General features: G+C 30.5%; 21 protein-coding genes and 1 tRNA gene. 9 read left to right on the top strand and 13 right to left on the bottom strand.

The features are described from left to right. Positions 1-92 precede the first annotated feature (92 nt). The 4 genes from purU (at position 93) to Q4512_RS15670 (ending at position 2,455) form a co-directional block, all read left to right on the top strand. Positions 93-947 carry a formyltetrahydrofolate deformylase gene (gene purU / locus Q4512_RS15685; RefSeq protein WP_303426282.1) on the top strand — a complete coding sequence of 285 codons (855 nt, stop codon included), beginning with the start codon at positions 93-95 and terminating at the stop codon, positions 945-947. 132 nt (positions 948-1,079) lie between these two features. Beyond that, the gene (locus Q4512_RS15680) at positions 1,080-1,784 is read left to right on the top strand and encodes a DUF4197 domain-containing protein (protein WP_303426281.1); all 705 of its coding nucleotides are present in this window, start codon (positions 1,080-1,082) and stop codon (positions 1,782-1,784) included. A gap of 236 nt (positions 1,785-2,020) precedes the next feature. Further along, positions 2,021-2,218 carry a Lacal_2735 family protein gene (locus tag Q4512_RS15675; protein ID WP_303426279.1) on the top strand — a complete coding sequence of 66 codons (198 nt, stop codon included), beginning with the start codon at positions 2,021-2,023 and terminating at the stop codon, positions 2,216-2,218. Between the two features lie 90 nt (positions 2,219-2,308). Beyond that, positions 2,309-2,455 (top strand): hypothetical protein, encoded by a 147-nt coding sequence (locus Q4512_RS15670; protein WP_303426278.1) that lies wholly within the window; start codon positions 2,309-2,311, stop codon positions 2,453-2,455. Here Q4512_RS15670 and Q4512_RS15665 read toward each other — a convergent pair. The 8 genes from Q4512_RS15665 to Q4512_RS15630 form a co-directional block, all read right to left on the bottom strand. After that, positions 2,427-3,212, bottom strand: coding sequence for an ABC transporter substrate-binding protein (locus Q4512_RS15665; RefSeq protein ID WP_303426277.1), 786 nt, complete (start codon positions 3,210-3,212; stop codon positions 2,427-2,429). The genes Q4512_RS15670 and Q4512_RS15665 overlap by 29 nt on opposite strands. Before the next feature lie 44 nt (positions 3,213-3,256). Next, entirely contained in the window at positions 3,257-4,075 is an 819-nt protein-coding gene (gene pyrF / locus Q4512_RS15660; RefSeq protein WP_303426276.1) for an orotidine-5'-phosphate decarboxylase, read from the bottom strand. Between the two features lie 128 nt (positions 4,076-4,203). Beyond that, a complete protein-coding gene (prfA, locus tag Q4512_RS15655; RefSeq protein ID WP_303426275.1) occupies positions 4,204-5,280 on the bottom strand; it encodes a peptide chain release factor 1 in 1,077 nt (358 codons plus the stop codon). A 400-nt stretch (positions 5,281-5,680) separates the two neighbouring features. Then, a complete protein-coding gene (locus Q4512_RS15650; RefSeq protein WP_303426274.1) occupies positions 5,681-6,646 on the bottom strand; it encodes a DUF3078 domain-containing protein in 966 nt (321 codons plus the stop codon). Between the two features lie 123 nt (positions 6,647-6,769). After that, the gene (locus tag Q4512_RS15645) at positions 6,770-7,177 is read right to left on the bottom strand and encodes a hypothetical protein (protein ID WP_303426273.1); all 408 of its coding nucleotides are present in this window, start codon (positions 7,175-7,177) and stop codon (positions 6,770-6,772) included. Positions 7,178-7,536: 359 nt separating this feature from the next. Continuing rightward, positions 7,537-8,715 carry an AIR synthase related protein gene (locus tag Q4512_RS15640; RefSeq protein ID WP_303426272.1) on the bottom strand — a complete coding sequence of 393 codons (1,179 nt, stop codon included), beginning with the start codon at positions 8,713-8,715 and terminating at the stop codon, positions 7,537-7,539. Positions 8,716-8,756: 41 nt separating this feature from the next. After that, complete coding sequence (locus Q4512_RS15635; protein ID WP_303426270.1) at positions 8,757-9,428, bottom strand: Curli production assembly/transport component CsgG; 672 nt, start codon at positions 9,426-9,428, stop codon at positions 8,757-8,759. A 461-nt stretch (positions 9,429-9,889) separates the two neighbouring features. Further along, the gene (locus Q4512_RS15630; RefSeq protein WP_303426268.1) at positions 9,890-12,076 is read right to left on the bottom strand and encodes a glutamine synthetase III; all 2,187 of its coding nucleotides are present in this window, start codon (positions 12,074-12,076) and stop codon (positions 9,890-9,892) included. Positions 12,077-12,255: 179 nt separating this feature from the next. On the opposite strand from Q4512_RS15630, the gene Q4512_RS15625 reads away from it, so the two are divergent. Continuing rightward, positions 12,256-13,281 carry a glutamine synthetase beta-grasp domain-containing protein gene (locus Q4512_RS15625; protein ID WP_303426266.1) on the top strand — a complete coding sequence of 342 codons (1,026 nt, stop codon included), beginning with the start codon at positions 12,256-12,258 and terminating at the stop codon, positions 13,279-13,281. Between the two features lie 59 nt (positions 13,282-13,340). On the opposite strand, the gene Q4512_RS15620 is transcribed toward Q4512_RS15625, so the two are convergent. Further along, positions 13,341-14,282 carry a calcium/sodium antiporter gene (locus Q4512_RS15620; RefSeq protein WP_303426264.1) on the bottom strand — a complete coding sequence of 314 codons (942 nt, stop codon included), beginning with the start codon at positions 14,280-14,282 and terminating at the stop codon, positions 13,341-13,343. A 165-nt stretch (positions 14,283-14,447) separates the two neighbouring features. Between Q4512_RS15620 and Q4512_RS15615 the strand changes: the two genes are divergently transcribed. Both Q4512_RS15615 and Q4512_RS15610 read left to right on the top strand, forming a co-directional pair. Continuing rightward, positions 14,448-14,807 carry a BlaI/MecI/CopY family transcriptional regulator gene (locus Q4512_RS15615; RefSeq protein ID WP_303426263.1) on the top strand — a complete coding sequence of 120 codons (360 nt, stop codon included), beginning with the start codon at positions 14,448-14,450 and terminating at the stop codon, positions 14,805-14,807. 2 nt (positions 14,808-14,809) lie between these two features. Further along, positions 14,810-16,465, top strand: a complete 1,656-nt coding sequence (locus Q4512_RS15610) for a M56 family metallopeptidase (protein ID WP_303426261.1) — start codon at positions 14,810-14,812, stop codon at positions 16,463-16,465. A gap of 58 nt (positions 16,466-16,523) precedes the next feature. Here the strand turns inward: Q4512_RS15610 and Q4512_RS15605 are convergent, their stop codons facing one another. Beyond that, on the bottom strand, positions 16,524-18,503 hold the full coding sequence (locus tag Q4512_RS15605) for an endonuclease (RefSeq protein ID WP_303426260.1): 1,980 nt from the start codon (positions 18,501-18,503) through the stop codon (positions 16,524-16,526). A 606-nt stretch (positions 18,504-19,109) separates the two neighbouring features. Between Q4512_RS15605 and Q4512_RS15600 the strand changes: the two genes are divergently transcribed. Beyond that, entirely contained in the window at positions 19,110-19,262 is a 153-nt protein-coding gene (locus Q4512_RS15600) for an SsrA-binding protein (protein WP_303426259.1), read from the top strand. A gap of 238 nt (positions 19,263-19,500) precedes the next feature. Further along, a tRNA-Arg gene (locus Q4512_RS15595) sits at positions 19,501-19,574 on the top strand. 111 nt (positions 19,575-19,685) lie between these two features. Here Q4512_RS15595 and Q4512_RS15590 read toward each other — a convergent pair. The 3 genes from Q4512_RS15590 to Q4512_RS15580 all read right to left on the bottom strand — a co-directional run. After that, positions 19,686-21,629, bottom strand: coding sequence for an OmpA family protein (locus tag Q4512_RS15590; RefSeq protein WP_303426258.1), 1,944 nt, complete (start codon positions 21,627-21,629; stop codon positions 19,686-19,688). 10 nt (positions 21,630-21,639) lie between these two features. Beyond that, a complete protein-coding gene (locus Q4512_RS15585) occupies positions 21,640-22,575 on the bottom strand; it encodes a type IX secretion system membrane protein PorP/SprF (RefSeq protein ID WP_303426257.1) in 936 nt (311 codons plus the stop codon). Between the two features lie 62 nt (positions 22,576-22,637). Further along, on the bottom strand, positions 22,638-23,816 hold a 1,179-nt coding region (locus Q4512_RS15580), incomplete at its 5' end, for a gliding motility-associated C-terminal domain-containing protein (protein ID WP_303426256.1).

Below are 23,816 nucleotides of genomic sequence, written 5' to 3'. Positions count from 1 at the left end.
TTTTAGACTAATTTAGTATAAATATTAGCCAATAAATTTTCGTTAACAAATAACGAGAACATAAACAATTCTGGCTTTCGCGGAAAATAAATATGAAAAAATTAACCATACTAATAAACTGCAATGACCAATCCGGAATTATTGCAACTGTCACTAATTTCATAGCAAACAATAAAGGAAATATTGTTTACATCGATCAACATGTAGATAGAGAACAAGATATCTTTTTTATGCGTTTAGAGAGTGAATTTGAAACGGAAAAATTTGAAATAGAAGACTTTAAACAAAATTTCAAAATAAACTTAGCAGAACAGTTTAATATGAAATGGCGTATTTATGCTGCCGAAGACAAACCAAAAATGGCCTTATTTGTATCTAAATACGACCATTGTTTGTATGACATTTTAGGACGTTATAATTCTGGAGAACTAGATGTTGACATCCCTTTTATTGTAAGTAATCATGCAACTTTAAAGCCAATTGCTGATAGTTTTAAAATTCCGTTTTATCACATTCCTGTCACTAAAGACACTAAAGCAAAAGCAGAAGATGAACAATTAAGACTGTGTGAAAAATTCGGTATTCATTTTATAGTTCTTGCTCGTTATATGCAAATTGTTTCAAGCAAAGTAATTAATCAATATCCTAATAAAGTAATAAATATTCATCATTCATTTTTACCAGCCTTTGTAGGAGCAAAACCCTATCATTCCGCATATAAAAGAGGCGTTAAAATAATTGGAGCAACGAGTCACTATGTTACCGAAGAATTAGATGCTGGACCAATTATAGAACAAGATGTTGAACGTGTTTCCCACACACATGCTATTGAAGATTTAATAGCCAAAGGACGTGATTTAGAAAAAATTGTATTAGCCAATGCTATAAAACTTCACATTAAAAGAAAGGTAATGGTCTTTAACAATAAAACCGTTATTTTCTCCTAACTATTATTTGACTAACCCTTTAATAATAAGGATTTTCTTGCTAATCGAAAAAAAAATAGAAATAATACGCAGTTTTTGTTCTAAAAACGCATCTAAAGAATACGTATCTTTACATTAAAAAAAACAGAAATTATGAAAAAAATATTTGTATTCGCTATTATTTTAAACTTTACTGCCTGTGCAGAATTACAACAAGTAATAGATCAATTACCTGAAGAAGTAAGCACGCTTTCAGAATCTGAAATAGGCTCTGGATTAAGAGAAGCTTTAGATCTTGGTATTGACAAACAAGTAACCAAATTAACGCAAACCGATGGTTTTTATAAAAACGATTTGGTGAAAATCTTACTACCAGAAGAATTGCAAAAAGTAGATAAAGCACTTCGTGACATAGGGCTAAGTAGTTTAGCCGATGAAGGTTTAAAAGTATTAAATCGAGCTGCAGAAGATGCCGTTGGAGAAGCAACACCAATTTTTGTAAATGCAGTTAAAGACATTACGTTTACAGATGCTAAAAACATACTTCTAGGAGACAATGATGCAGCTACACAATATTTAACTGGCAAAACACAAACGGCATTATACGCTAAATTTAATCCAGTAATTAAAGCTTCTTTTGACAAAGTTGGAGCAGATCAAATTTGGGCTAACCTTATTAACAAGTATAACGCCATTCCTTTTACAAGTAATGTAAATCCGGATTTAACAGATTATGTTACAGGTGAAGCCTTAAATGGCGTATATAAAATGATTGCTGTAGAAGAAGAAGAAATACGTAGTAAAGTATCTTCAAGATCTACCGATTTATTACGTAAAGTTTTTGCACTTCAGGATTAATAAAAAACGAACTTAACAAAAATCTAATATTAGCATAACCTTTTTACAATAAAACAAACATACATTTGTACTATCAAGAATAGAACTCCATGTTTTTGAGTTAGTTAGTTATTAGAATAAAACCGATTTAAAACCTTAAATCGGTTTTTTTGTTATTTTTTTAAGCTTTTTTTTACATTTTTAAATAAATAATGTATATTTAATTACGGATTATCTAATGCCCTAAAACTAACCTAATGAACCAAATAGAATTAATAAAGCAAAACCAGATCAAGCTTAATAAAAAATATAAGTTTCTTATCGAACAAGCTTATAATTTTAGGCAAACCGATCATGCTTTAAGTGATATTTCGGAATACAAAGCAATCCAGCTTTTAAGCAAATTAAATAAGCTTAAATATTTATCCAGAGAACACTCGCAACCTACTATTTAACAATAATTATACATTCTTTAACCTTTAACTAACATCCAATTTAGCGATTTACTCGTACTTTATATATAAAGAACAAGTAAAGAATTAGTTATGAGTACACATTATTGTAAGGTTGGTAAAAAAACGCCAAACGAAAATAAAGTTTTTAGCATAAAAGCTATAGAAAACAAAGCGAAACAATTAGTAGAATCTGTAACCAATCAAAAATCTACACAAGATTTTGATGTAGCAACTTAAAGTACGAAAAAGACTTAATTAGTCTAGAACCATACCATGAAAACATTTCGCCATCTACTAATAGTATTTTGGCATTAGTATAATATGCTTGTAATTCTTCTATATGTTTTTCTTTAAAAGGGTACGGTTCACTAGATAAAAAAACAACATCAACATTTTCTTGTTGTTTGAGATTGATTTCTGGGTATCTTCCTAAATCTGCATATACATTTTCAAACTTATTTAACGCCAATAAATAATGGATGAATGTATTATTTCCCGCAACCATGAATGGGTTTTTCCAGATAAAATAAGCAGCTTTTAAAGTATTTTTTTCTTTAATAAAGCTTTGGAAGTCTTTTAGGTTTGTTTTAATTTTTTCTGAAATTACTAAAGCTTCTTTTTCCTTCTTAAAAATTTCTCCATATTGGTTAATCATTGTAATACAATCTAAAATTGATTCAATGTTAGAAACATGTACCGAGCAAATCTTATTACAAGCCGCTACAATTTCTTTTGTGTTTTCTTCTTTATTACACAAAATAATATCTGGTTGTAAGGCTTTAATCTTTTCAATATTAATTTGTTTTGTACCACCTACAATAGTTTTTGTTTTTATTAAATGAATAGGATGCACACAAAATTTAGTTATTCCAATTATTGAAGTTTTTAAACCTAAATCATATAATAATTCGGTCTGCGATGGAACTAATGAGATTATTCGCTTAGGAACCGAATTAAATTTTAATTCTCTTCCTATTTGGTCTTTGAATTTCATAATGAGATTGCTTCGTCATTCAATCATGCAATGACATTCTACTTTTATTTATTATTCAAAATAACTTCCATTTGCCCTTGTAGTTCTTTTGCTTTTTTAGCAGCTGCATGTGCAAAATCTTTTTCTTTGGAAGCGTAAATAATTCCTCTAGATGAATTAATTAGTAAACCAACTTGTGCAGTCATTCCGTATTTACAAACCTCCTGAAGGTTTCCTCCTTGCGCTCCAACTCCTGGAACTAGCAAAAAGCTATCTGGAATAATTTTTCTTATTTCCGAAAAATATTCTGCTTTAGTTGCACCAACAACATACATGAGATTTTCAGAATTTTTCCAAGTTTTAGAAGTTTCTAAAACGTGTTTGTATAATTCTTTTCCTTCTACTTGTTTGGTTTGAAAATCGAAAGCACCTGCATTGGAAGTTAAAGCCAACATAATAGTGTGTTTATTTTCAAAAGCTAAGAAAGGCTCTACCGAATCTTTTCCCATATATGGAGCTACTGTTACGCTATCAAAAGCTAAATCTTCAAAAAAAGCTTTTGCATACATGGTACTTGTATTACCTATATCGCCACGTTTTGCATCAGCAATAGTGAAAATTTCTGGATGCTTTTCATTTAGATAATGAATCGTTTTTTCTAGAGCTTTCCATCCTTTTAAACCATAAGCTTCATAAAAAGCAGTATTTGGTTTATATGCAACACAAAGGTGCTGCGTTGCATCTATTATCTCTTTGTTGAAAGCAAAAATTGGATCTTCGGTTTCTAATAAATGTTCCGGAATTTTATTTAAATCGACATCTAATCCTATGCAAAGAAAGGATTTTTTCTTTTGAATTTGAGCAGTAAGTTGTTCTGTTGTCATGGATAATGCTTTGACTTTTCTGTACTAAATGCAGATTCTTATTTTATATTTTAGGATTTCGTATGGATTACGTAAAAAATAAATTAATAGTATTTGATATAAAAAAAGCCTCAAAAAGAGGCTTGAATCTATAAATGTTCGTCGCTAGCTTTTAACTTTTCTGTATTATCTGCTAGTTGTAACTCGTCTATAATTTTTTGAATATCACCATTTACTATATTAGATAAATCGTATAATGTTAATCCGATTCTATGGTCTGTTACACGACCTTGCGAATAATTATAGGTTCTAATTTTTGCACTTCTATCTCCAGAGGTTACCATGGTACCACGTAACGCTGCATCTTCTTCCATCTTTTTTGCCAATTCCATATCATACAACCTAGAACGCAATACTTTAAATGCTTTTTCTTTATTTTTATGTTGTGATTTTTGGTCTTGACATTGTGCTACTAATCCTGTTGGGATATGTGTTAAACGTACTGCAGAATAAGTAGTATTTACAGACTGACCACCTGGACCTGAAGAACAGAAAAAATCGATACGTACATCTTTTGGATTTATTTCTACATCAAATTCTTCGGCTTCAGGAAATACCATTACCGTTGCAGCACTTGTGTGAACACGTCCTTGTGTTTCGGTTTGTGGTACTCGTTGTACACGATGCACACCAGCTTCAAATTTTAACGTTCCATAAACATCGTCTCCGGTTACTTCAAACTGAATTTCTTTAAATCCGCCATTAGTCCCTTCACTATAATCGACAGTATCTACTTTCCAACCTTTACTTTCGCAATACTTAGAATACATTCTAAATAAGTCTCCTGCAAAAATACTCGCTTCATCTCCTCCAGTTCCTGCACGTAATTCTACTACTGCATTTTTAGAATCTTGAGGATCTTTAGGAATTAATAATACACGAATTTCATCGTCTAACTTAGGTATAGCCTCTTTAGCTTCTTCATATTGCATTTTGGCCATTTCTACCATTTCGGCATCACTACCGTCTGAAATAATTTCTTCCGCTTCAGCTAAATTATTTGTATACTCTATATATTGCTCACGTTTATCCATTAACAAGCGTAAGTCTTTGTACTCTTTATTTAATTCTACATAACGTTTTTGATCTGTAATAATATCTGGCTGAATGATTAAATCACTAACCTCATCAAAACGCTGTTTTACTATTTGTAATTTCTCTAACATGTATCTTCTAAAAATTGTGTGTCAAAAATACGATAATTTATGGATTTTCTATAGTGTATATACAAGCAATATTATTATGAAAATAATTAGGTCTCTTTTGCGTTTTAATATTACTAATGAAACTACTAAAAGGAATACTTGCGTATTATAAGCCACTATTTTTGTGGTCTTTTTCTATAAATATTATTGTTTTAATAGTTAGTCAAAGTTTTTTACTTACTATTCTAACAAAGTTATTTGTTGTTATTTTATTTGGTTTACTACTCAATGATTTTAGTGTTAGAAAAAGAATTGGCTTTTATAAAATGGTCGGTGTGTCTAACCTAAAACTTCTTAGTTTTTTATTTTTAATAGACTGTTTAGTAGCTAGTATATTTATCTTTATAATAAAAGGGTTTGTTTAAAAATCTACTACAACACCAATACCAAGAATTTGTTTCCATTGTACTTTAGCCCCTTCTTCTACATATTCTTCCTCTTCTGTTTCTTCGTTAATAGCCATTAAATTTTTCACATCGTTATCATATTTTAAATGTGAACCTAAATTTGCTCTAATATAGTTGTTTACTTTAAAGTCTAAGTTTACTTGCCAATCTGCATCTATGTTACCAAAATCATTTAAATAATCTGTATATAAACTAACTAAATGCTTCATATAAATGTTTTTAGCAATTTCTGTTTCGTAGGCATTGGTAATGAGTATACCGAATTCATTTCGTACTCGTTCTCCTTTCTTTATTACATTATCTTCATCGTCTAGCACCGCTGGAGTTACACCAAAAGCTCCTGAATTTGCTAATTCTTGATCTAAAACAAAAGTAGATTTAGTAGTTGCAGGAGAAAAGTACACAGATAGTTTTTCTATGTTTTTTCCATATTCAATTCCAACGCCATAAAATAAATAGCCTGGAGCCATGAATTTAGAAATTGCATTTGTGGTATTTGGATAGGTATAACCGTTTGTAAATTGCGTTTTAAAATTAAACTTTGAAGTAAAAAACCAATTGGTTAAACTATCTTTTCGATAACCAATATTAGAGTTAACCTCTATTAAATCTTCGGTTTTTCTTAGCTCTTGACTTTGTTGCTTATTAATACCATATCGAATATTAATATTGTTGTTCCAAAAAAAGTGTTTGAATTTATAGTTTGCTTCACTTACAAATCCTAATAATGCGGAAATAGAATTACTTCCTCCAGAATTCCAGTTTACAAAAGCTACTTCACTAACATCTAAAGTAGCTATATTTTTATTTTTCCATTTAGGAAAACTCTTTTTTGTAGTGGTATCAACAACTTTAACAGGGGATTGTGCAAAAGTGAACTGTACAGAAAGAACGAGTAATAGAATTAAAATTTTTTTCATTTGTAAAATTTAATAGCATACGAATTTAAATACTTAAAGAAAATATTTAATGTTTTTAACAAATTTTAACAAGAAAACAAACTGTACATAAATAATCGAAATACCCAAGATTAGTTTCTATAATTACGGATTTAATAACACCTGTTCTTCTTCTTTATAATCATGGATAGCATACCTTATGATAAAAAAGAAAGCAAAAAAGTAAAAGGATGTTGCTGGCACATATAATAAGTTGATATTAAAATAGTAAGCTAATACTGCAAAAAAATCGGATAGTGCAAAACCAAAAACAAAGTACATAAAATACATTGCTTTTGTGGTGTTGGTAGTAAAATTATAATGTCCAGCAAACACACAGGATAAAACAAGTATTATACCATAAAAATAGAGTATGATTTGCTGCAAATCATCATGTAATTTATATGTAATAAAACGAATTAATTGATCTAGAAAAAAGAAATTTAAAGAGATTATAATCACAAAAAAAGCAATAAGCAGTTTATTTACTTTTTTTAATTGAATCTTTTTCAATCCAAAAACCAATAGGATTAAATACCCTGTAATTGAAAATAAAGACGTTAATTTATTATAGATTGGATTTTCATAGAAAAGCAAGAAACAACCTGAAAATAAAAAACATATAAAAACATATAATATAGCCTTGTTTCTATACCCTTTAAAATAAATGAAAAGTAAAAAATAAAGAAAAACACTTACCAATCTTAATATTCTGTTTTCTAGAATGGTATATTCTGAAATCACATATATATTAATTACGAATAATAGTAGAGATATAATAAGTAGGATTTTTTTCTCAAAACTCATTAGTTATTCGTTTTAATGAATAAAGTTATTTTTTAATATGCTGAATGAAAACTTAACAAGAAAGTCTAGTACTCAAAAACACCATATTCACTTTTAATTGTTAATTTTTTATTTTCTGAGGCCTCCACACTACCAATTACTTTAGCATTTACATTAAAAGATTTAGAAATAGCGATTATATCTTCAGCTATTTCAGGAGTTACGTATAATTCCATTCGATGTCCACAGTTAAATACTTGGTACATTTCTTTCCAATCTGTTTTAGATTGTTCTTGAATAAGTTTAAATAAAGGTGGAACAACGAACATATTATCTTTTACAATATGAAGGTTATCTATAAAGTGTAGAATTTTAGTTTGTGCTCCTCCAGAACAGTGTACCATTCCGTGAAGTGTATCACTATTATATTTAGCTAAGATTGCACTTATAATTGGCGCGTATGTTCTTGTAGGAGACAATACTAGTTTTCCTGCATCTATAGGTGCGTCTGCTACAGCATCTGTTAGTTTGGTATTTCCAGAGTACACTAAATCTTCTGGAACAGAAGCGTCAAAACTTTCTGGATATTTTTCAGCCAGATATTTTGAAAACACATCATGTCTTGCAGAAGTTAAACCATTACTTCCCATTCCTCCATTATACTCTTTCTCGTAAGTAGCTTGACCAAAACTTTCAAGGCCAACAATTACATCTCCTGGTTTTATATTAGCATTGTCTATAACATCTTCACGCTTCATTCTTGCAGTTACCGTAGAGTCTACAATGATGGTTCTTACTAAATCTCCAACATCTGCTGTTTCCCCTCCTGTTGAGTGAATAGTAACACCAAAGGTTTTTAAATCTTGTATTAACTCTTCAGTTCCGTTAATAATTGCAGAAATAACCTCTCCAGGTATTAAGTTTTTATTCCTACCTATGGTCGAAGAAAGCATGATATTATCTGTAGCGCCAACGCAAAGTAAATCGTCAATATTCATGATAAGAGCATCTTGAGCAATGCCTTTCCAAACAGATATATCTCCTGTTTCTTTCCAATACATGTATGCAAGCGAAGACTTTGTTCCTGCTCCATCTGCATGCATGATTAAACAATAATCATCATCATTAGTTAAATAATCTGGAACAATTTTACAGAATGCCTTTGGGAACAATCCTTTATCTATATTTTTTATAGCGTTATGCACATCTTCTTTAGAAGCAGAAACTCCTCTTTGCGCATATCTTTTACTTACATCTTGGCTCATGAAATATATTTTGAGCAACAAAAATAAGAATAGTATTTTAGTTATTTATGAATTATTGGATTGGAATTAATAATTGTTGGTGCATCCTCAGGTATTTGCTGCTTTTTATTTGAATTACCAAAGTAATAATTAAGGCCAAAAGCTATTCGCCAAAAAGTATCATTCGCTTTTCCATAAACTTTTCCATCTAGGTCATCAGAAAAAGTATGATTATAATCTGTAAATAATTTAACTCCAAAATCTTCCATAATTATGTATTCTATACCAAAACCTCCTTGAATTTTCATTCCAGTTTCGTTAAAATAGTTTGAAGCATTAATACCTGCACCAGCAAAAACAAAAGGAGTAAAAAAACGATCTGGCATAATGGTACTTTCTACATTAAGATCAAAAGACATATAACCAGTATTACTAATATTTTTATGCGCAAGATTAAATTTATTATACGTAAAATTCACGTTAACATAAGGATTTATATACCTTTTAAAACCTACTTGTCCATAAAATTCGAATAAAGGATCTGGAAAATCTCCATTAATAACTGCAGTACCTAGAGCAGCTGTAAAAACATTATCACCGCGATACTTATAAAAGAATTCATGTGATTTATCTATAGTTTCTTTATCCTCTTCATTTTTATTTTGCGCACTTGATTGTAAAACAAATAAACACAGAAAGAAAATAATAAAAAGCTGTTTGTAATTAGAAATCATTGTAATTGTTTTTTGGGGTAAAAGATGCATATCATAAAAATAATAAAGACAAATGAAGAAAGTCCATTTGTCTTTATTTTAAAATACTTAAAAACTTAAATTAACACAAAATAACTTGTAGCGTTATTTACTAACTAAAACTAGTTAATATTATGTTGAACCTTTTGTTGATTCTGTACTAAATCTTTTTTGAAATCTTGATCCTCTTTTTCTTTACTAGCTTGCGAGAATATGAATGTCGCAACCATGAGCATAAGGACACTTAAGAAAAGCCTCTTCATTTTAAATTGATTATTGATTAATAGCAGTGCTAAAATAATAAAAAAGGAGATGGCAAATCATTATTTTTTTATTAATTCGTTGATATGCAAATTAATATAGACAAACTACAATCAAGAAGATTTAGCAGTAAAAAAAAAGCTACTTCTAGTGAAGTAGCCTAATAAAACGTACGATTTTTCTTAATTTGTAAATAATAATTCTCTGTATTTTGTTAATGGCCAAAGCTCATCGTCTACTAGTAATTCTAATTTATCACAATGATACCTAATATCACTAAAAATTGGCTTTACTTTAAAGCAATATGCCGCTGCTTTTTTTTCGATATCCTCTAGATTATTAGCAGTTTTACGTGCATTAGTCATATTAGTTACATTAGAATTTAAAGACTCTAAGTGACTAGAAATGTCTTCAATTAAAAGCATTTGCTCTTTAGCTAACTTTTTAAAACTTGTGCCATAGATTTCTTTAAGACCTCTAACATTTTCTATTAAAACATTTTGGTATTTTACTGCAGTTGGTACAATATGATTTCTAGCGATATCACCAAGCACACGACTTTCTATTTGTAAGCGCATGGTATATTGCTCTACTTCTATTTCGTAACGCGCTTCTACTTCTACTTTATTCATGATACCTAGGTCTCCAAACAAATGGATTGCTTTTTTAGATACTTTAGCTTTTAAAGCTTCGGGAGTTGTTTTATTATTACTTAACCCTCGTTTTTTAGCTTCTTTTTCCCAAGCTTCACCATAACCATTTCCTTCAAATAAAATATTTTTAGACTTCTTAATATACTCTCTTAATATGTTAAAAACAGCTTCATCTTTTTTTAAGTTTTTCTTATCGATTAATACATCCACTTCTCCTTTAAATTCTATTAATTGCTTTGCAACTATTGCATTTAAAACTGTCATTGGGTTTGCGCAATTTGCAGTAGAACCAACTGCTCTAAATTCAAATTTATTTCCTGTAAATGCGAAAGGTGAAGTTCTATTTCTGTCAGTATTATCTAGCAATACATCTGGTATTTTACCTACTACATTTAGTTTTAAGTCTGTTTTTTCTTCTGGAGACAATTTACCATTCGTTACGTTTTCGAGCTCACTTAAGGTTTTTGTTAACTGCTCACCTATAAACACAGAAATAATAGCTGGTGGAGCTTCGTTAGCTCCTAATCGATGATCGTTGCTTGCAGATGCAATTGCTGCACGAAGTAATTCTTCATTATCATAAACCGCCTTTATTGTATTAATAAAAAAGGTTAAAAACTGTAGATTACTCATTGGTGTTTTACCTGGGCTTAAAAGATTTACACCAGTATCTGTAGTTAAGCTCCAGTTATTATGCTTTCCAGAACCGTTTACTCCTGCAAATGGTTTTTCATGAAAAAGGACTTTAAAATTATGGCGAGCTGCAATTTTATCCATAACATCCATAAGTAACGAATTATGGTCTACTGCAAGGTTAGCCTCTTCATAAACAGGAGCTAATTCAAATTGATTAGGAGCAACCTCGTTATGTCTCGTTTTAACAGGAATACCAAGCAACATGCATTCGGTTTCTAAATCACGCATATAAGCCATTGCTCTATTCGGTATGGTACCAAAATAATGATCGTCTAATTGTTGTCCTTTTGCTGGAGAATGCCCTAATAAAGTACGACCAGTTAACACTATATCTGGACGTGAATTAGCCAAAGCAAGATCTATTAAAAAATACTCTTGCTCCCAACCTAAAGAAGCATTTACTTTTTTTACATTTTTATCAAAATATTTACAAACAGCTACTGCCGCTTGATCTACAGCCTGTAAAGCGCGTAATAATGGTGTTTTATAATCTAAAGCTTCGCCTGTATAAGACACAAATACGGTTGGCACACAAAGAGTTGTTCCATAAATAAATGCTGGAGAGGTTGGATCCCAAGCGGTATAACCACGAGCTTCAAAAGTGTTTCGTATTCCTCCGTTTGGAAAACTGGAAGCGTCCGGTTCTTGTTGTACTAGTTGCCCACCTTCAAACTTTTCAATAGCCCTTGTGTTTCCAATTGGCTCAAAAAATGCATCGTGTTTTTCTGCTGTTGCTCCAGTTAACGGTTGAAACCAGTGTGTATAATGTGTAACTCCTTTAGAAATCGCCCATTCTTTCATTCCTGTTGAAATATGATCTGCAATTACTCGATCTATTTTAGAACCATTTTTAATAGCATCTTGAACACTATTAAAAGCTTCTTTTGTTAAATATTGAAGCATGGTATCTTCATTAAAAACATTCGCTCCAAAAATAGAAGAACGTCTTTCTTTTTCTTCAATAAGTACTGGTATTCTATTATAAGTTTCTTTTAGTGCGTGAAATCTTAATGTTGACATATTATTAATATTTTTATTCAAAAATACGAAATCTTTAATATTTACATTACTACCTACTAAAAAATAGGGTTAATAATAATAATTAACATTATTTCAACTTAAACCCCCCATTTTTTTTGACTAAATAAAAAAAAAAGCAATATTTGTAATATTATATTAGATAAAACAAAAATTTTATTATGGCAAAAATTAAATTAGAATACATTTGGCTAGATGGTTACTTCCCTACACAAAACATGAGAAGTAAAACCAAAGTAGAAGAGCACGAAAACTTTAAAGGTACTATTGAAGAATTAGGCATGTGGTCTTTTGATGGATCGTCGACTAGACAAGCTTCTGGAGGTGCTTCGGACTGTTTATTAAAACCTGTAGCAATTTACCCAGATCCAGACAGAATTAATGGATACCTAGTAATGACTGAAGTATTAAATGCAGATGGAACTCCTCATGTATCTAATGGAAGAGCTACTATTGATGACGACGATAATGATTTTTGGTTTGGTTTTGAGCAAGAATATTTTATTATGGATACCAAAACACAGTTACCATTAGGATTCCCTATTGGTGGTTATCCAGCACCTCAAGGAATGTATTACTGTTCTGTAGGTGGAAAAAACACACATGGTAGAGATTTAGTTGAAGAACATGCCGATTTATGTATTGATGCTGGATTAAACTTTGAAGGTATAAACCAAGAGGTTGCTTCAGGACAATGGGAATTCCAATTGTTTGCTAAAGGAGCTAAGAAAGCAGGAGATGAAATATGGATTGCTAGATATTTACTAGACCGTTTGACTGAAAAATATGGTTTTTACATTGACTATCATCCAAAACCATTAGGTAAGGATATGGACTGGAATGGATCTGGTATGCATGCAAATTTCTCAAATGAAGTTTTAAGAACATGTGGATCTGAAGAAATTTACGGAAAAATCTGTGAAGCTTTCCGTCCAGTTGTAAAAGAACATATTGCTGTTTATGGAGAGTTTAACGATCAACGTTTAACTGGTTTACATGAAACAGCTGCTATTACAGATTTCTCTTGGGGAGTTTCTGATAGAGGAGCATCTATTCGTATTCCAATTATTACCGTAGAAAAAGGATGGAAAGGTTGGTTAGAAGACAGAAGACCTGCTTCTAATGGAGATCCATATAAAATTGCTGGTAGAATTATTAAAACAGTTAAATCTGCAAATATTAGCTAATACCGTTTACATTATTTAATTATCCACTAAAAAGGTTATCTTAATTGATAACCTTTTTTTTATCCTCTAAATACTAAGAAAATAAAAATACCATAAAGTACAACTAGTGTAAATCCTTTTATTTTATTTATCTCATGTCGCTTTGGTAGTAATGCTAGTACTAAAACACTAGAAGCAAAAATTAACATCCAAAAGATATCCCGAGATAATATTAAAGGCTCTGTTACAGGAATCGTTTTAATTATAGAAGTTAAACCAAGCACAGAACCAATATTAAAGATATTAGAACCTAATAAATTCCCTAAAGAAATAGCTTTTTCTTGTTTTGCAGCAGCAATTATAGAAGCTGCAAGTTCCGGAACACTTGTTCCTATAGCAATCATAGTTACACCAATTACAGCTTCACTCACACCAAGCTGTGTCGCTATTTCTGTAGCTCCTTTTACTAGCCACTCACTACCAAAATATAAAGCTAGAGCTCCTATAAGTAACCAAATAGTCATTTTAAAATTAGAAACCGTTGCTAAAGCATCATCAACTTCATCGGAAACCTCTTCATTTTTCTGACTTTTTATTAAAAAGATGATAAACACAAGTAATCCTGCAAACAATACGCCTCCCTCGATTGCTGTAAGTTGACTATCATTCCAAAGAAAATAGTATAAAGCTATAGAAAACAGCATCATTACAGGCCAATTCACTTTATAAAACGACTTATCAACACCAATTGCACCAACTATAGCAGTTATACCTAAAACCAAACCAATATTAGCAATATTAGAACCTACAACATTATTTATTGCAATTGCTGGCGAACCAGATAATGCCGCATTTAAGCTTACAAGTAACTCTGGCGCTGAAGTAGCAAAGGAAACCACTGTCATACCTATAACGATTTTAGATATGTTTAGTTTAAAAGATAAAGCTACTGAAGCCCTAACTAAAAACTCTCCTCCTATTACTAATAAAACAAATCCTAAAATTAAAAAAGCAATACTCATATTTATATTTTTGACTTCTTAGCAAAAGCTTTGAAGAATTTAAAATGCGAAGATAGTATTTCTTCTAAATGAAAAAGCAAAACTTAAAATTTAGTTAAATAACTACACAATTAGTTGTATAACTACAATAATAGTTATAGCTTTACTTTGTATAAAATCAGCAGTATGCAAAAACTAACAAATAAAGAAGAAGAGATCATGCACATTTTATGGAAACTTGAAAAAGCTTTTGTAAAAGACGTATTAGCAGAGATTAAAGACGAAAAACCACATTATAACACGCTTTCTACAATTATTAGGCATCTAGAAGAAAAAAAATATGTTAGTTATAATGCCTTTGGAAAAACTCATCAATACTTCCCTATTATAAGTAAAGAAGCATATAAAAAGAAATTTATGAACACCGCAATAGAGAACTATTTTAACAGTTCTTATAAAAGTGTCGTTTCTTTTTTTGCTAAAGAAGAAAAAATTAGCATTGCCGAATTAAAAGAAATTATATCTATAATTGAACAAAAAAAATAAGGATGGAATATTTACTTAAAGCATCCGCTATTATAGCGATATTTTATTTTTGTTATAAACTATTTTTACAACGGGAAACTTTTTTTGAAAGTAACAGGCTGTTTTTATTTATAGGCTTACTAGCTGCATTTTTTTTACCGCTCTTAATAATTCCAATTTATATAGAAAACCCAAATACCGTAGTTAACATTTCGGATTTTTCCACAAATACAACTTCTGCAACAACAACAAAGTGGGATTATAATTTTATTTTAATATCAAGTATTTATTTACTTGGAGTTAGTTTCTTTTTAATAAAGCTAATACTTGAATTCGTTTCACTAATTCGATTGCTTCTTAAAAACAAATCTTATAAAAAGGATGGTTTAACATACCTGGAAACGGAAAATTCGGTTTTGCCTTTTTCATTTTTCAGTTATATAGTATACAATCCAAAACAATTTAATACTGTTGAATTAGCACATATTATAAATCATGAAAAAGTGCATGCAAGTCAACTACACTCTATAGATATCTTATTAGCACAGTTAGCAAGTATTGTTTTTTGGTTTAATCCGCTCATTTGGTTTTACAAAAAAGAAATACAACAAAATTTAGAATTTATTGCCGATAAAAATGCACAAAGTATTTCCTCCTGTAAAAAAAGTTACGAATATGTTTTACTTAAAACAACCGTTTCCAATATGCAATTAATACTTACAAATAATTTTTACACCTCCTTAATCAAAAAACGAATCGTTATGTTACACAAATCAAAATCCAATAAACTAAACGTTTTAAAGTACACCTTAGTTCTACCATTATTAACGGTATTTTTAATGAGTTTTAGTACAAAAGAATTGTATGTAAATCAAAGCTATTCAACCATCATACAAACTGTTGGGGATATTGAAGTCCTTATTATAAATAAAGATTTTACAGATGCTGCATTAGAAAAAGTAAAAAGTGATTTTAAAAATAAAGGTGTACATCTTGATTTTAAAAGCATTGAACGCAATGAACAAAATGAAATTATTACAATTAAAATTGAAGCAAAATCTAAAAACACGAAAACAAACTTTAGTTCTAATTCTAGCAATGCTATAAAACCAATTAAAATAACTTATAATAGTGATGAGGAAAGTATTTCGATTGGTACCATAGAAAAAAACGAAATTTATATTATTGAGGATGAAAACACTAAAGTTGTAAAATCTGGTTCTGGTAGTAATTTGGTTGTTTTAACGGAAGACGATAAAGGAAATCCTAAAGACACCAAAGTAATTATAAAAAGAAATACGAATGTTATTGATTTAAATTCGGATGCATCAGAAAATAATGAAAAAGTTTATTTTATTGCCAAAGATAAAGATGGAAACGTTGTTAAAGAAGAAATTAAAAACTCCAAAGAAAAACAAACTTGGGTTGTTGAAGAAGGTGGAGCAAATGACATAAAAGTTGTTAAAACAAAAACGAAAGACAATAAACTTGTTATTTCAACCGATAGTGAAAATAGTCCATTAATTTTTATTGACGACAAAGAATCTACTAGTGAAGAATTAGAAGCTTTAGATCCAAATAATATTGAAACCATAAATGTATTAAAAGGAGAAAAGCATACAAGAATTTATGGAGGTAAGGCGAAGGATGGCGTTATACAAGTAAAGACCAAGAAATAATTAAAAAAAAAAAAAATCGCAAACATTATGTTTGCGATTTTTTTTATGCGATTAAATTCTATTGAATCACTATTTTCTTTATTGTGGTTTTATCTTCAGAAGTAATTTTAAACAAATACATTCCACTAGAAAGGTTAGTATTTAAAACCGAATTACCATGGATGTTATAGGTTTCTACTTTTCGTCCTTCCACAGAGAAAACTTCTACAGTAGCTTTATTTAAAAGTCCGTTAATATAAACAACATTTCTCGCTGGATTAGGATACACTTGCACTTGAAGCGCATTGGTTTCCGAAATACTCAATCCTTGATCCCAAGTTACATCTAGATCTACTTGATTTCCCCAAATATATTCTACTAAATCTGGTTGATCTATAAAAGGGTTTCTATTCATCTGCCAAGTATATACTACATTGTTTCTGTTCATTTCATAATCGTCTGGAGGATCATTTCTATGCCATTCTAACAAGGTTGCTAGATCACCAAGAGTTCCGTCATTTTCATCTATATCTTCAGGATAACCATTTACAAGAGCTAATCCGTTGTAACGAACAGCCATAAAGAACACACTTCTTGCAACATCGCCATAAAAACTAGCAGCAGTATTATTTGGACCATCATACCCTCCAAAAGCAGGATCTCCATAATTTTTATTATTTCGTGAGCTATTCTCTGGTCCATCTGCAGCTCTTAAAGCATGTGCATCAGAATATCCATGACGAAGTGAATCTGCAGTAGTGTTCCAAAAAACTTCTTTTCCATCTGCTATATCATCTGCATCGATATCATAAAAAGTACCACGAGATCTAGGGTACGTATGCTCTCTATTCCATTTACCTGTACTGCTACCTCCTGTATGATTTTCTAACTTCGATCTACCTTGCTCTGTGTATAATAACCAAACTTCGTTACTATGCTCTGGGTTTTGATCTGCTTCTTTTAAAATATCAATTACATCTGCATAGGTTTGTGCTCTTACCACACCTTCTTCTGCAATAATATCTTGAAGCGCTTGACGTAATTCTTCGTCTTGTAAACCATGTAAACTGTCATAATATCCTTCTGGTTGTGTACTTGTTACATTTCCTAAAAATGGATTAAATTGATTGGAAGGTGTACCAAAATTAGCCATGGTATAATCATCATCCACAGCTCTTAATTTTAAAAAATTATTATTAGCTATATAAGGCCAATCTAGAGGAACGAACTTCACTATAGGTTCTTCATCACCTTCATCTAAGGTATCGTTAATTATGGTTATTGTAGTTGTTACAGAATTTGAACCGTTAGCTATTGTTACAGTTGTATTTCCTGTAAAATCGGTAGTATTAAATCCGTAATTATCTAAAGTAAAACTAAAGGTTACATCTTCTGTTACGTTTTCTTCGGTTGAAAAAACAATATCAAAAACATCTCCTTCATTATATATTATTTGATCTGTAGACATGTTAATAGCAACAACAGCTTCTCCAACTCCATCATTAATCGCTCTTGGCGTAGGTGTTGTAGAGATATATGAACCATCTTGTAAAAGTTGAATCGAATTGGTATTATTACCAGAACCTTCATTTATTTGCTCTGTAACACCTAAGGCTGCCATTAGTTCTGTATCATCCGAATCGGAAGTATCATAAACCAAAGCATCGATTAAATTAGTTTGTGTAGCTGGTGTTTCTTCAGGAAAATCAGAAGCATTTCCTAAATATATAGCAACAGCATCAGCTCCATTTTGAATGGTATTTAATGAGATTAATACTTGCGGAAAAGGTGTTACAGAATCACTACCAATTAAAAGTAAACCGTTTGGATCTGTTTGGTATCCATCTAGATCTAAAGTAAAGTAACTATCATCTCCATTACCGTTAAACAAAACCAAAACATAACCATCTAAAGGAAAGTTTGGTGTGTCAGATTTAAGTTCAATGAACTCCTTATCATCTGTACTTGGTGTATCGCAATCGACTTCATTAATTACAATTTGACTAAAAGAAAATTGATATATCAATAAAAATAGTAATAAAGTATAATTTGTTTTCATTAGGGAAATTTTTAGTAAAAGTACATATCCATTTAAGTTTAAGAGAGTTTTAACCTCTAGAAATACATAACTTTAACACTTATAGAAAAAAATCTACAAAATAAAAAATCCTGTTTTTTAATGTTTTTAATACTAAAAAAAAGAGGATAACGAATTAAAACATTCTTTTTTAACAAAAAATTGCCTACAATATTTAAAACAATGCTAAAAACCTCCTTAAAAAATAACACTATAAAACATAAAACCGGTTAACAGCTACAAAACAAAACACAAACTAAGAGGATAAGGTTACAATTTAATATACAATGCGTTATTTTTGTTGTAATATAATATTCAAAACCATTCTTTTTATTAGAAACATTTGGACTATAGTTTCGAAAAAATATATATTGAAAAAACATTACAAAAACAAAACGCTTATTAATCTTTAAAAACTAAAAACTATGCTAACTCTTGCTAAAACATTAATTGAACTAATACTTACTAATTTATAGTATGTAACAAAAGTAAAACTTAGTCTAGAATGAGTTTTACTCTTTATAATCAATATTTGGCAAAGTGCATGTAAAGCAATAAGTTTACAACTTAATACATTGCTTTTAAGTCATGAAAAAGAAAATATTTAAATTGTTAGCTAAAGCGAATAAAATAGTATTGCCTAGTTACACAAAACAAGGTTTAGATTTAAGTAAAGCTTCAAAAATACAAATGGCAATTTTTGGTTGGAAAGTTTATGTGACTAAAAATGCTTTGGATTAAGCGTTATACATATGCTCATCTTACATTAGTTTCTACCTTGTATTTCATCTCTTAGAGCTATTTTCTTATGCTTTTAGGCTATGAAATAAAATGTAACACAATAATATACCTTATCTTCATAAATGCTTTAAAACACATGTTATGAATTAGAAGTTTTTCTCTTTAATAAAATTTAAAATAAATTTCCTCTTTACTTTGTGATTCTATTAAAAAGAAATATATTTGCACCCACAAAAATGGCCTCGTGGCGCAACTGAATAGCGCACTTGATTACGGCTCAAGAGGTTACAGGTTTGAATCCTGTCGAGGTCACTACAAAAAAAGCAAGCTTAATTTAAGCTTGCTTTTTTTTAAATAAAAAATGGATTTTAAATAAAAAAACCACCAATTTATTGGTGGTTTTTTATTACTATTTTTTTATTATTAGTCCATCGAAACTACAATAAATTCACTACGTCTGTTAAGTTGGTGTTCTTCTTCTGTACATGGTACACCATCAGAACATCTATTCGTTAAAACTCTTTCTCCATATCCTTTACCTGTTAATCGATTAGCATCGATTAAACCAACGTTAATGATATGTGCTATAGTAGATTTGTTTCTTCTTTTAGATAAGGCTTCGTTATACGCATAAGGAGCTCTAGAATCTGTATGAGAACGTACATCTATTTTCATATTAGGATATTGCTTCATAACAGCAATTACTTTTTGTAATTCTAAAGCAGCATCTGGTCTAATATTAGATTTATCAAAGTCGAAATAAATAATTGGAATATCTAATACTTTAGCTAAATCTGTTCCTACCTTAATTTCTCTAACTTCTTTAGATAAGTTAAGCTCTAACTCTAATTCTTGTTTAGTACTAGGTGTTGTAAAACGTACTTCATCGGAAGCATAATCTTGTTTCTGAGCACGAACTAAATATTCTTCTTCACATGCTAGGTTAAAAGCAAAAGTAGCGTCTTCTCCAACAACTAACCTTTCTTTTTCTTTACCGTCTTTATCAAATAAGATAACTGTAGACTCTGGTAATAATTCTCTTGTATTTTTATCTTTAACAATACCTTCCACTATTTGTTCGCATTTATTTTCAATAGCTGCAAAACTATAGATATCATCATCGCCTTTTCCGTTTAGTCTATTTGAAGAAAAGAATCCCTCATTAGTTCCTAAGTTTTCATAGTATGCAAAATCATCTTGCGGACTGTTAATTGGTTTCGCTATATTTTCTACTACTAATGTAGAAGCGCTTTCGTATTTATTTTCAAAATCTCTAATCACGTATACGTCTAATCCTCCTAAACCAGGATAGCCGTTAGAGGAAAAGAATAAATCTCCTTTTTCATTTATAAAAGGAAATGTTTCTTGTCCTTCTGTATTAATTCTAGATCCTAAATTTTTTGGTGTACCTAAAGTACCGTCTGTATTAATATCTACAACATATAAGTCTGATTCACCTTGTGTGTCTGGCATATCGGAAGCAAAATATAGTTTTGTACCATATACATTAACTGTTGGATGTGCAACGCTATACTGATTGCTATTAAAATGAATTGACTCAACATCTCCCCATGTTTCATCTTCCTGTAATCTAGCTCTATATAGTTTTAATCTAGTAACATCTTCACTATCTTTTTTTAGTTTTTTATTCGTATAATTATTACGTGTAAAAAACATTATTTGATCGTCTGGAGTAAATGAAGGTGTAGATTCATGATAAGGAGTATTTACAGTTTCATCATAGCTTTCTACATTAATATAAGAGCCATCTTCTTGTTTTTCTACAGCGTATAAATCTAAGAATGGTTGATCATTCCATTTATAAATATTACCATCCCCTCTTGAAGAAGCAAATATTAGTTTGTTTTTATATTGTGTAGTTCCAAAATCAGAAACTTCAGAATTAAAGTCCATATTGGTTACTTCAAAATCTTTACTAGCTTTTTCAATTTTAGCAAGATAATCTACTGTAGAAGCAAAAGCTCTTCCTCTAGAATCATTAGATCTAGAATCATTAAACTTTTGCATCCATTTATCGGACTCTTCATAGTTTTCACCATATTTTAATGCTTGTGCATATCTAAAGTAATATTCAGCATCTATAGGTTCGTTTAAATCCATTAATTCTCCATACCATTTAGCAGCTTCTTCCATTTTGTTATTAAAATAGAATGAGTTACCTAATTTTTGAAATAAATCGACAGATTTGTGACCTGCTTCTGCTACTTCTAGTAAAACTTCACTTGTCTTTACATAGCTGAATTGGTCGTAATCTTTATTTGCTTTTTTTATTTTTCCTTTTTGGGCATATCCGAAAGATACAAAGAGACCAAAAAATGCAATTAATGTAAGTTTATATAATTTCATAATCTTTTATTTAGAAGAATCTAGGAGAAATAATTTTACTATCTTTTTTAAACAATTCAAATCTTAGCATGATTTCATAAGAACCATCATTAAATTTGGTTTTACCAAGCTCAGTAGTTTCTCTGTCATATGCTAAACCAATCATTAATCCTTCTGTAATTTGAAAACCAGCCAAAGCACTAACTGCAGCACTCCATCTATATGCAGCTCCTAGAGTAAGTTTGTCGTTAATTAAAAAATTTGCGGTTAAATCTACTTGTAATGGAGCACCTTCTACAGCTTTACCTAAAAATGCTGGTTTGAATTTTAAATTCTCTGTTAAATCGAAAACATAACCACCAATTAAGTAATAGTGAATCCTTTCTTTTGCTGTAGATAAGCTTATTTCATCTAAATGTTCTGTTTCTAATAAGTTAGGAGCAGAAACACCTAAATACCATTTATCAGCATGACGATAATATAAACCAACACCTACATTTGGGGAAAATTCACTTATAGAACCCGTTGGCAATACAGCATCTCCTTCATTGTATCGATTTAATTCATCATAATTAATATTCATTAAATGACCTCCTGCTTTTAAACCAAAGGAGAATCTTCCTTTATCTGAAGTATGCAAGGTGTAAGATAAATCAATATCAAAATTAGTTTCATGTGTTGGACCAATATTGTCATTAACAATAGATAATCCTAAACCTAGTTTTTCACTACTTCCAATTGGAGAATGAACACTTAATGTTTGTGTATTTGGAGCTCCTTCTAAGCCAACCCATTGTGTTCGGTATAAACCAACTATACTTAAGACTTCTCTTGATCCAGCATATGCAGGGTTTATACTCATTGTATTATACATGTACTGAGTATATTGTGCTTCTTGCTGCGCAAAATTTTCAAAGCAAAAAATAGTGCTAATACTAATAACTAGTAGTAAGATTTTATTTTTCATTCTAATTTGTTATGTTTTATTTTTTAAATGGAGGTAGACATTAATCTACCTCCTTTTTAATTCTATCTATGAATGTATAAATAACCTGCTTTTTCTTTAGTTTCCCCATTTTTAACATAGGTTACAATATAGAAGTAAGTTCCTGCTGGTAATAATTCATCTTCACTAATAGTAACTCTACCGTTAGATCTACCGCTAAAATACTCTCCATTTTGTCCATATCCTAAAGCATCATATACTAATACTCCCCATCTATTATAGATTCTTACTTGGTTCTCAGGGAATAGCTCAATGTTTTCAATTGTAAATACATCATTATCGTAATCTCCGTTAGGGGTTACAGCATTGAATATTTCAATATCATCATCGGATTCTGTTAATACCCCATTATCTACTTCTAAGTAATCAGGCAAACCATCACCATCACTATCAAATGCATCGAAGCCAAAACCATCTCCAGGATATTCATCACTAGTTAGGATCGCATCATCATCATCATCCGTATCTAAGTAATCAGGTGTACCATCATCATCAGTATCATCGTTTGTTGGATCATTATCTCCTGTCGGATCAACTTCTCCATCAGACACATCTGTATCGGTATAATCTTCATTAATAGTTAATACACCATCATTATCATCATCCGTATCATTAAAGTTTGGCATGCCATCTCCATCAGTATCTCCATAACCTAACTCTTCTCCATTTAGTACATTATCATTATCACAATCACCTGCTGCCCAAGCTGCAGATGGTTCTTGTGTCATGCTATCAATTATGAAATCACAGCTATTAGTTGGATCTGTACCATCTATAATCTCGTCAGCATCAATAACTCCATCACCATCACAATCTATTGCTGCTATAATTGGTTCTGTAACATCTTCAACATTATAAGAACAAGGATCTGTTGGATCTGTACCATTTAAGATTTCAGTAGCGTCTAATACTCCATCTCCATCGGTATCACATAAACCTGTAGGATCACATGGATCTGTTGGATCTGAAATACCATCTCCGAAATCATTTGGATCTAATGGTGTATTTGGATCATCGATTCCTGTAGTTTCCTCACAATCTGTAAGTCCGTCTCCATCCGTATCTGTACTATCAATTCCGATTGGATCACATGGATCTGTTGGATCTGAAATACCATCTCCGAAATCATTTGGATCTAATGGTGTATTTGGATCATCGATTCCTGTAGTTTCCTCACAATCTGTAAGTCCGTCTCCATCTGT

Source organism: Oceanihabitans sp. 2_MG-2023 (genome assembly GCF_030547245.1).
Classification (GTDB): domain Bacteria; phylum Bacteroidota; class Bacteroidia; order Flavobacteriales; family Flavobacteriaceae; genus Oceanihabitans.
This window is presented reverse-complemented; position numbering and strand designations above follow the sequence as displayed.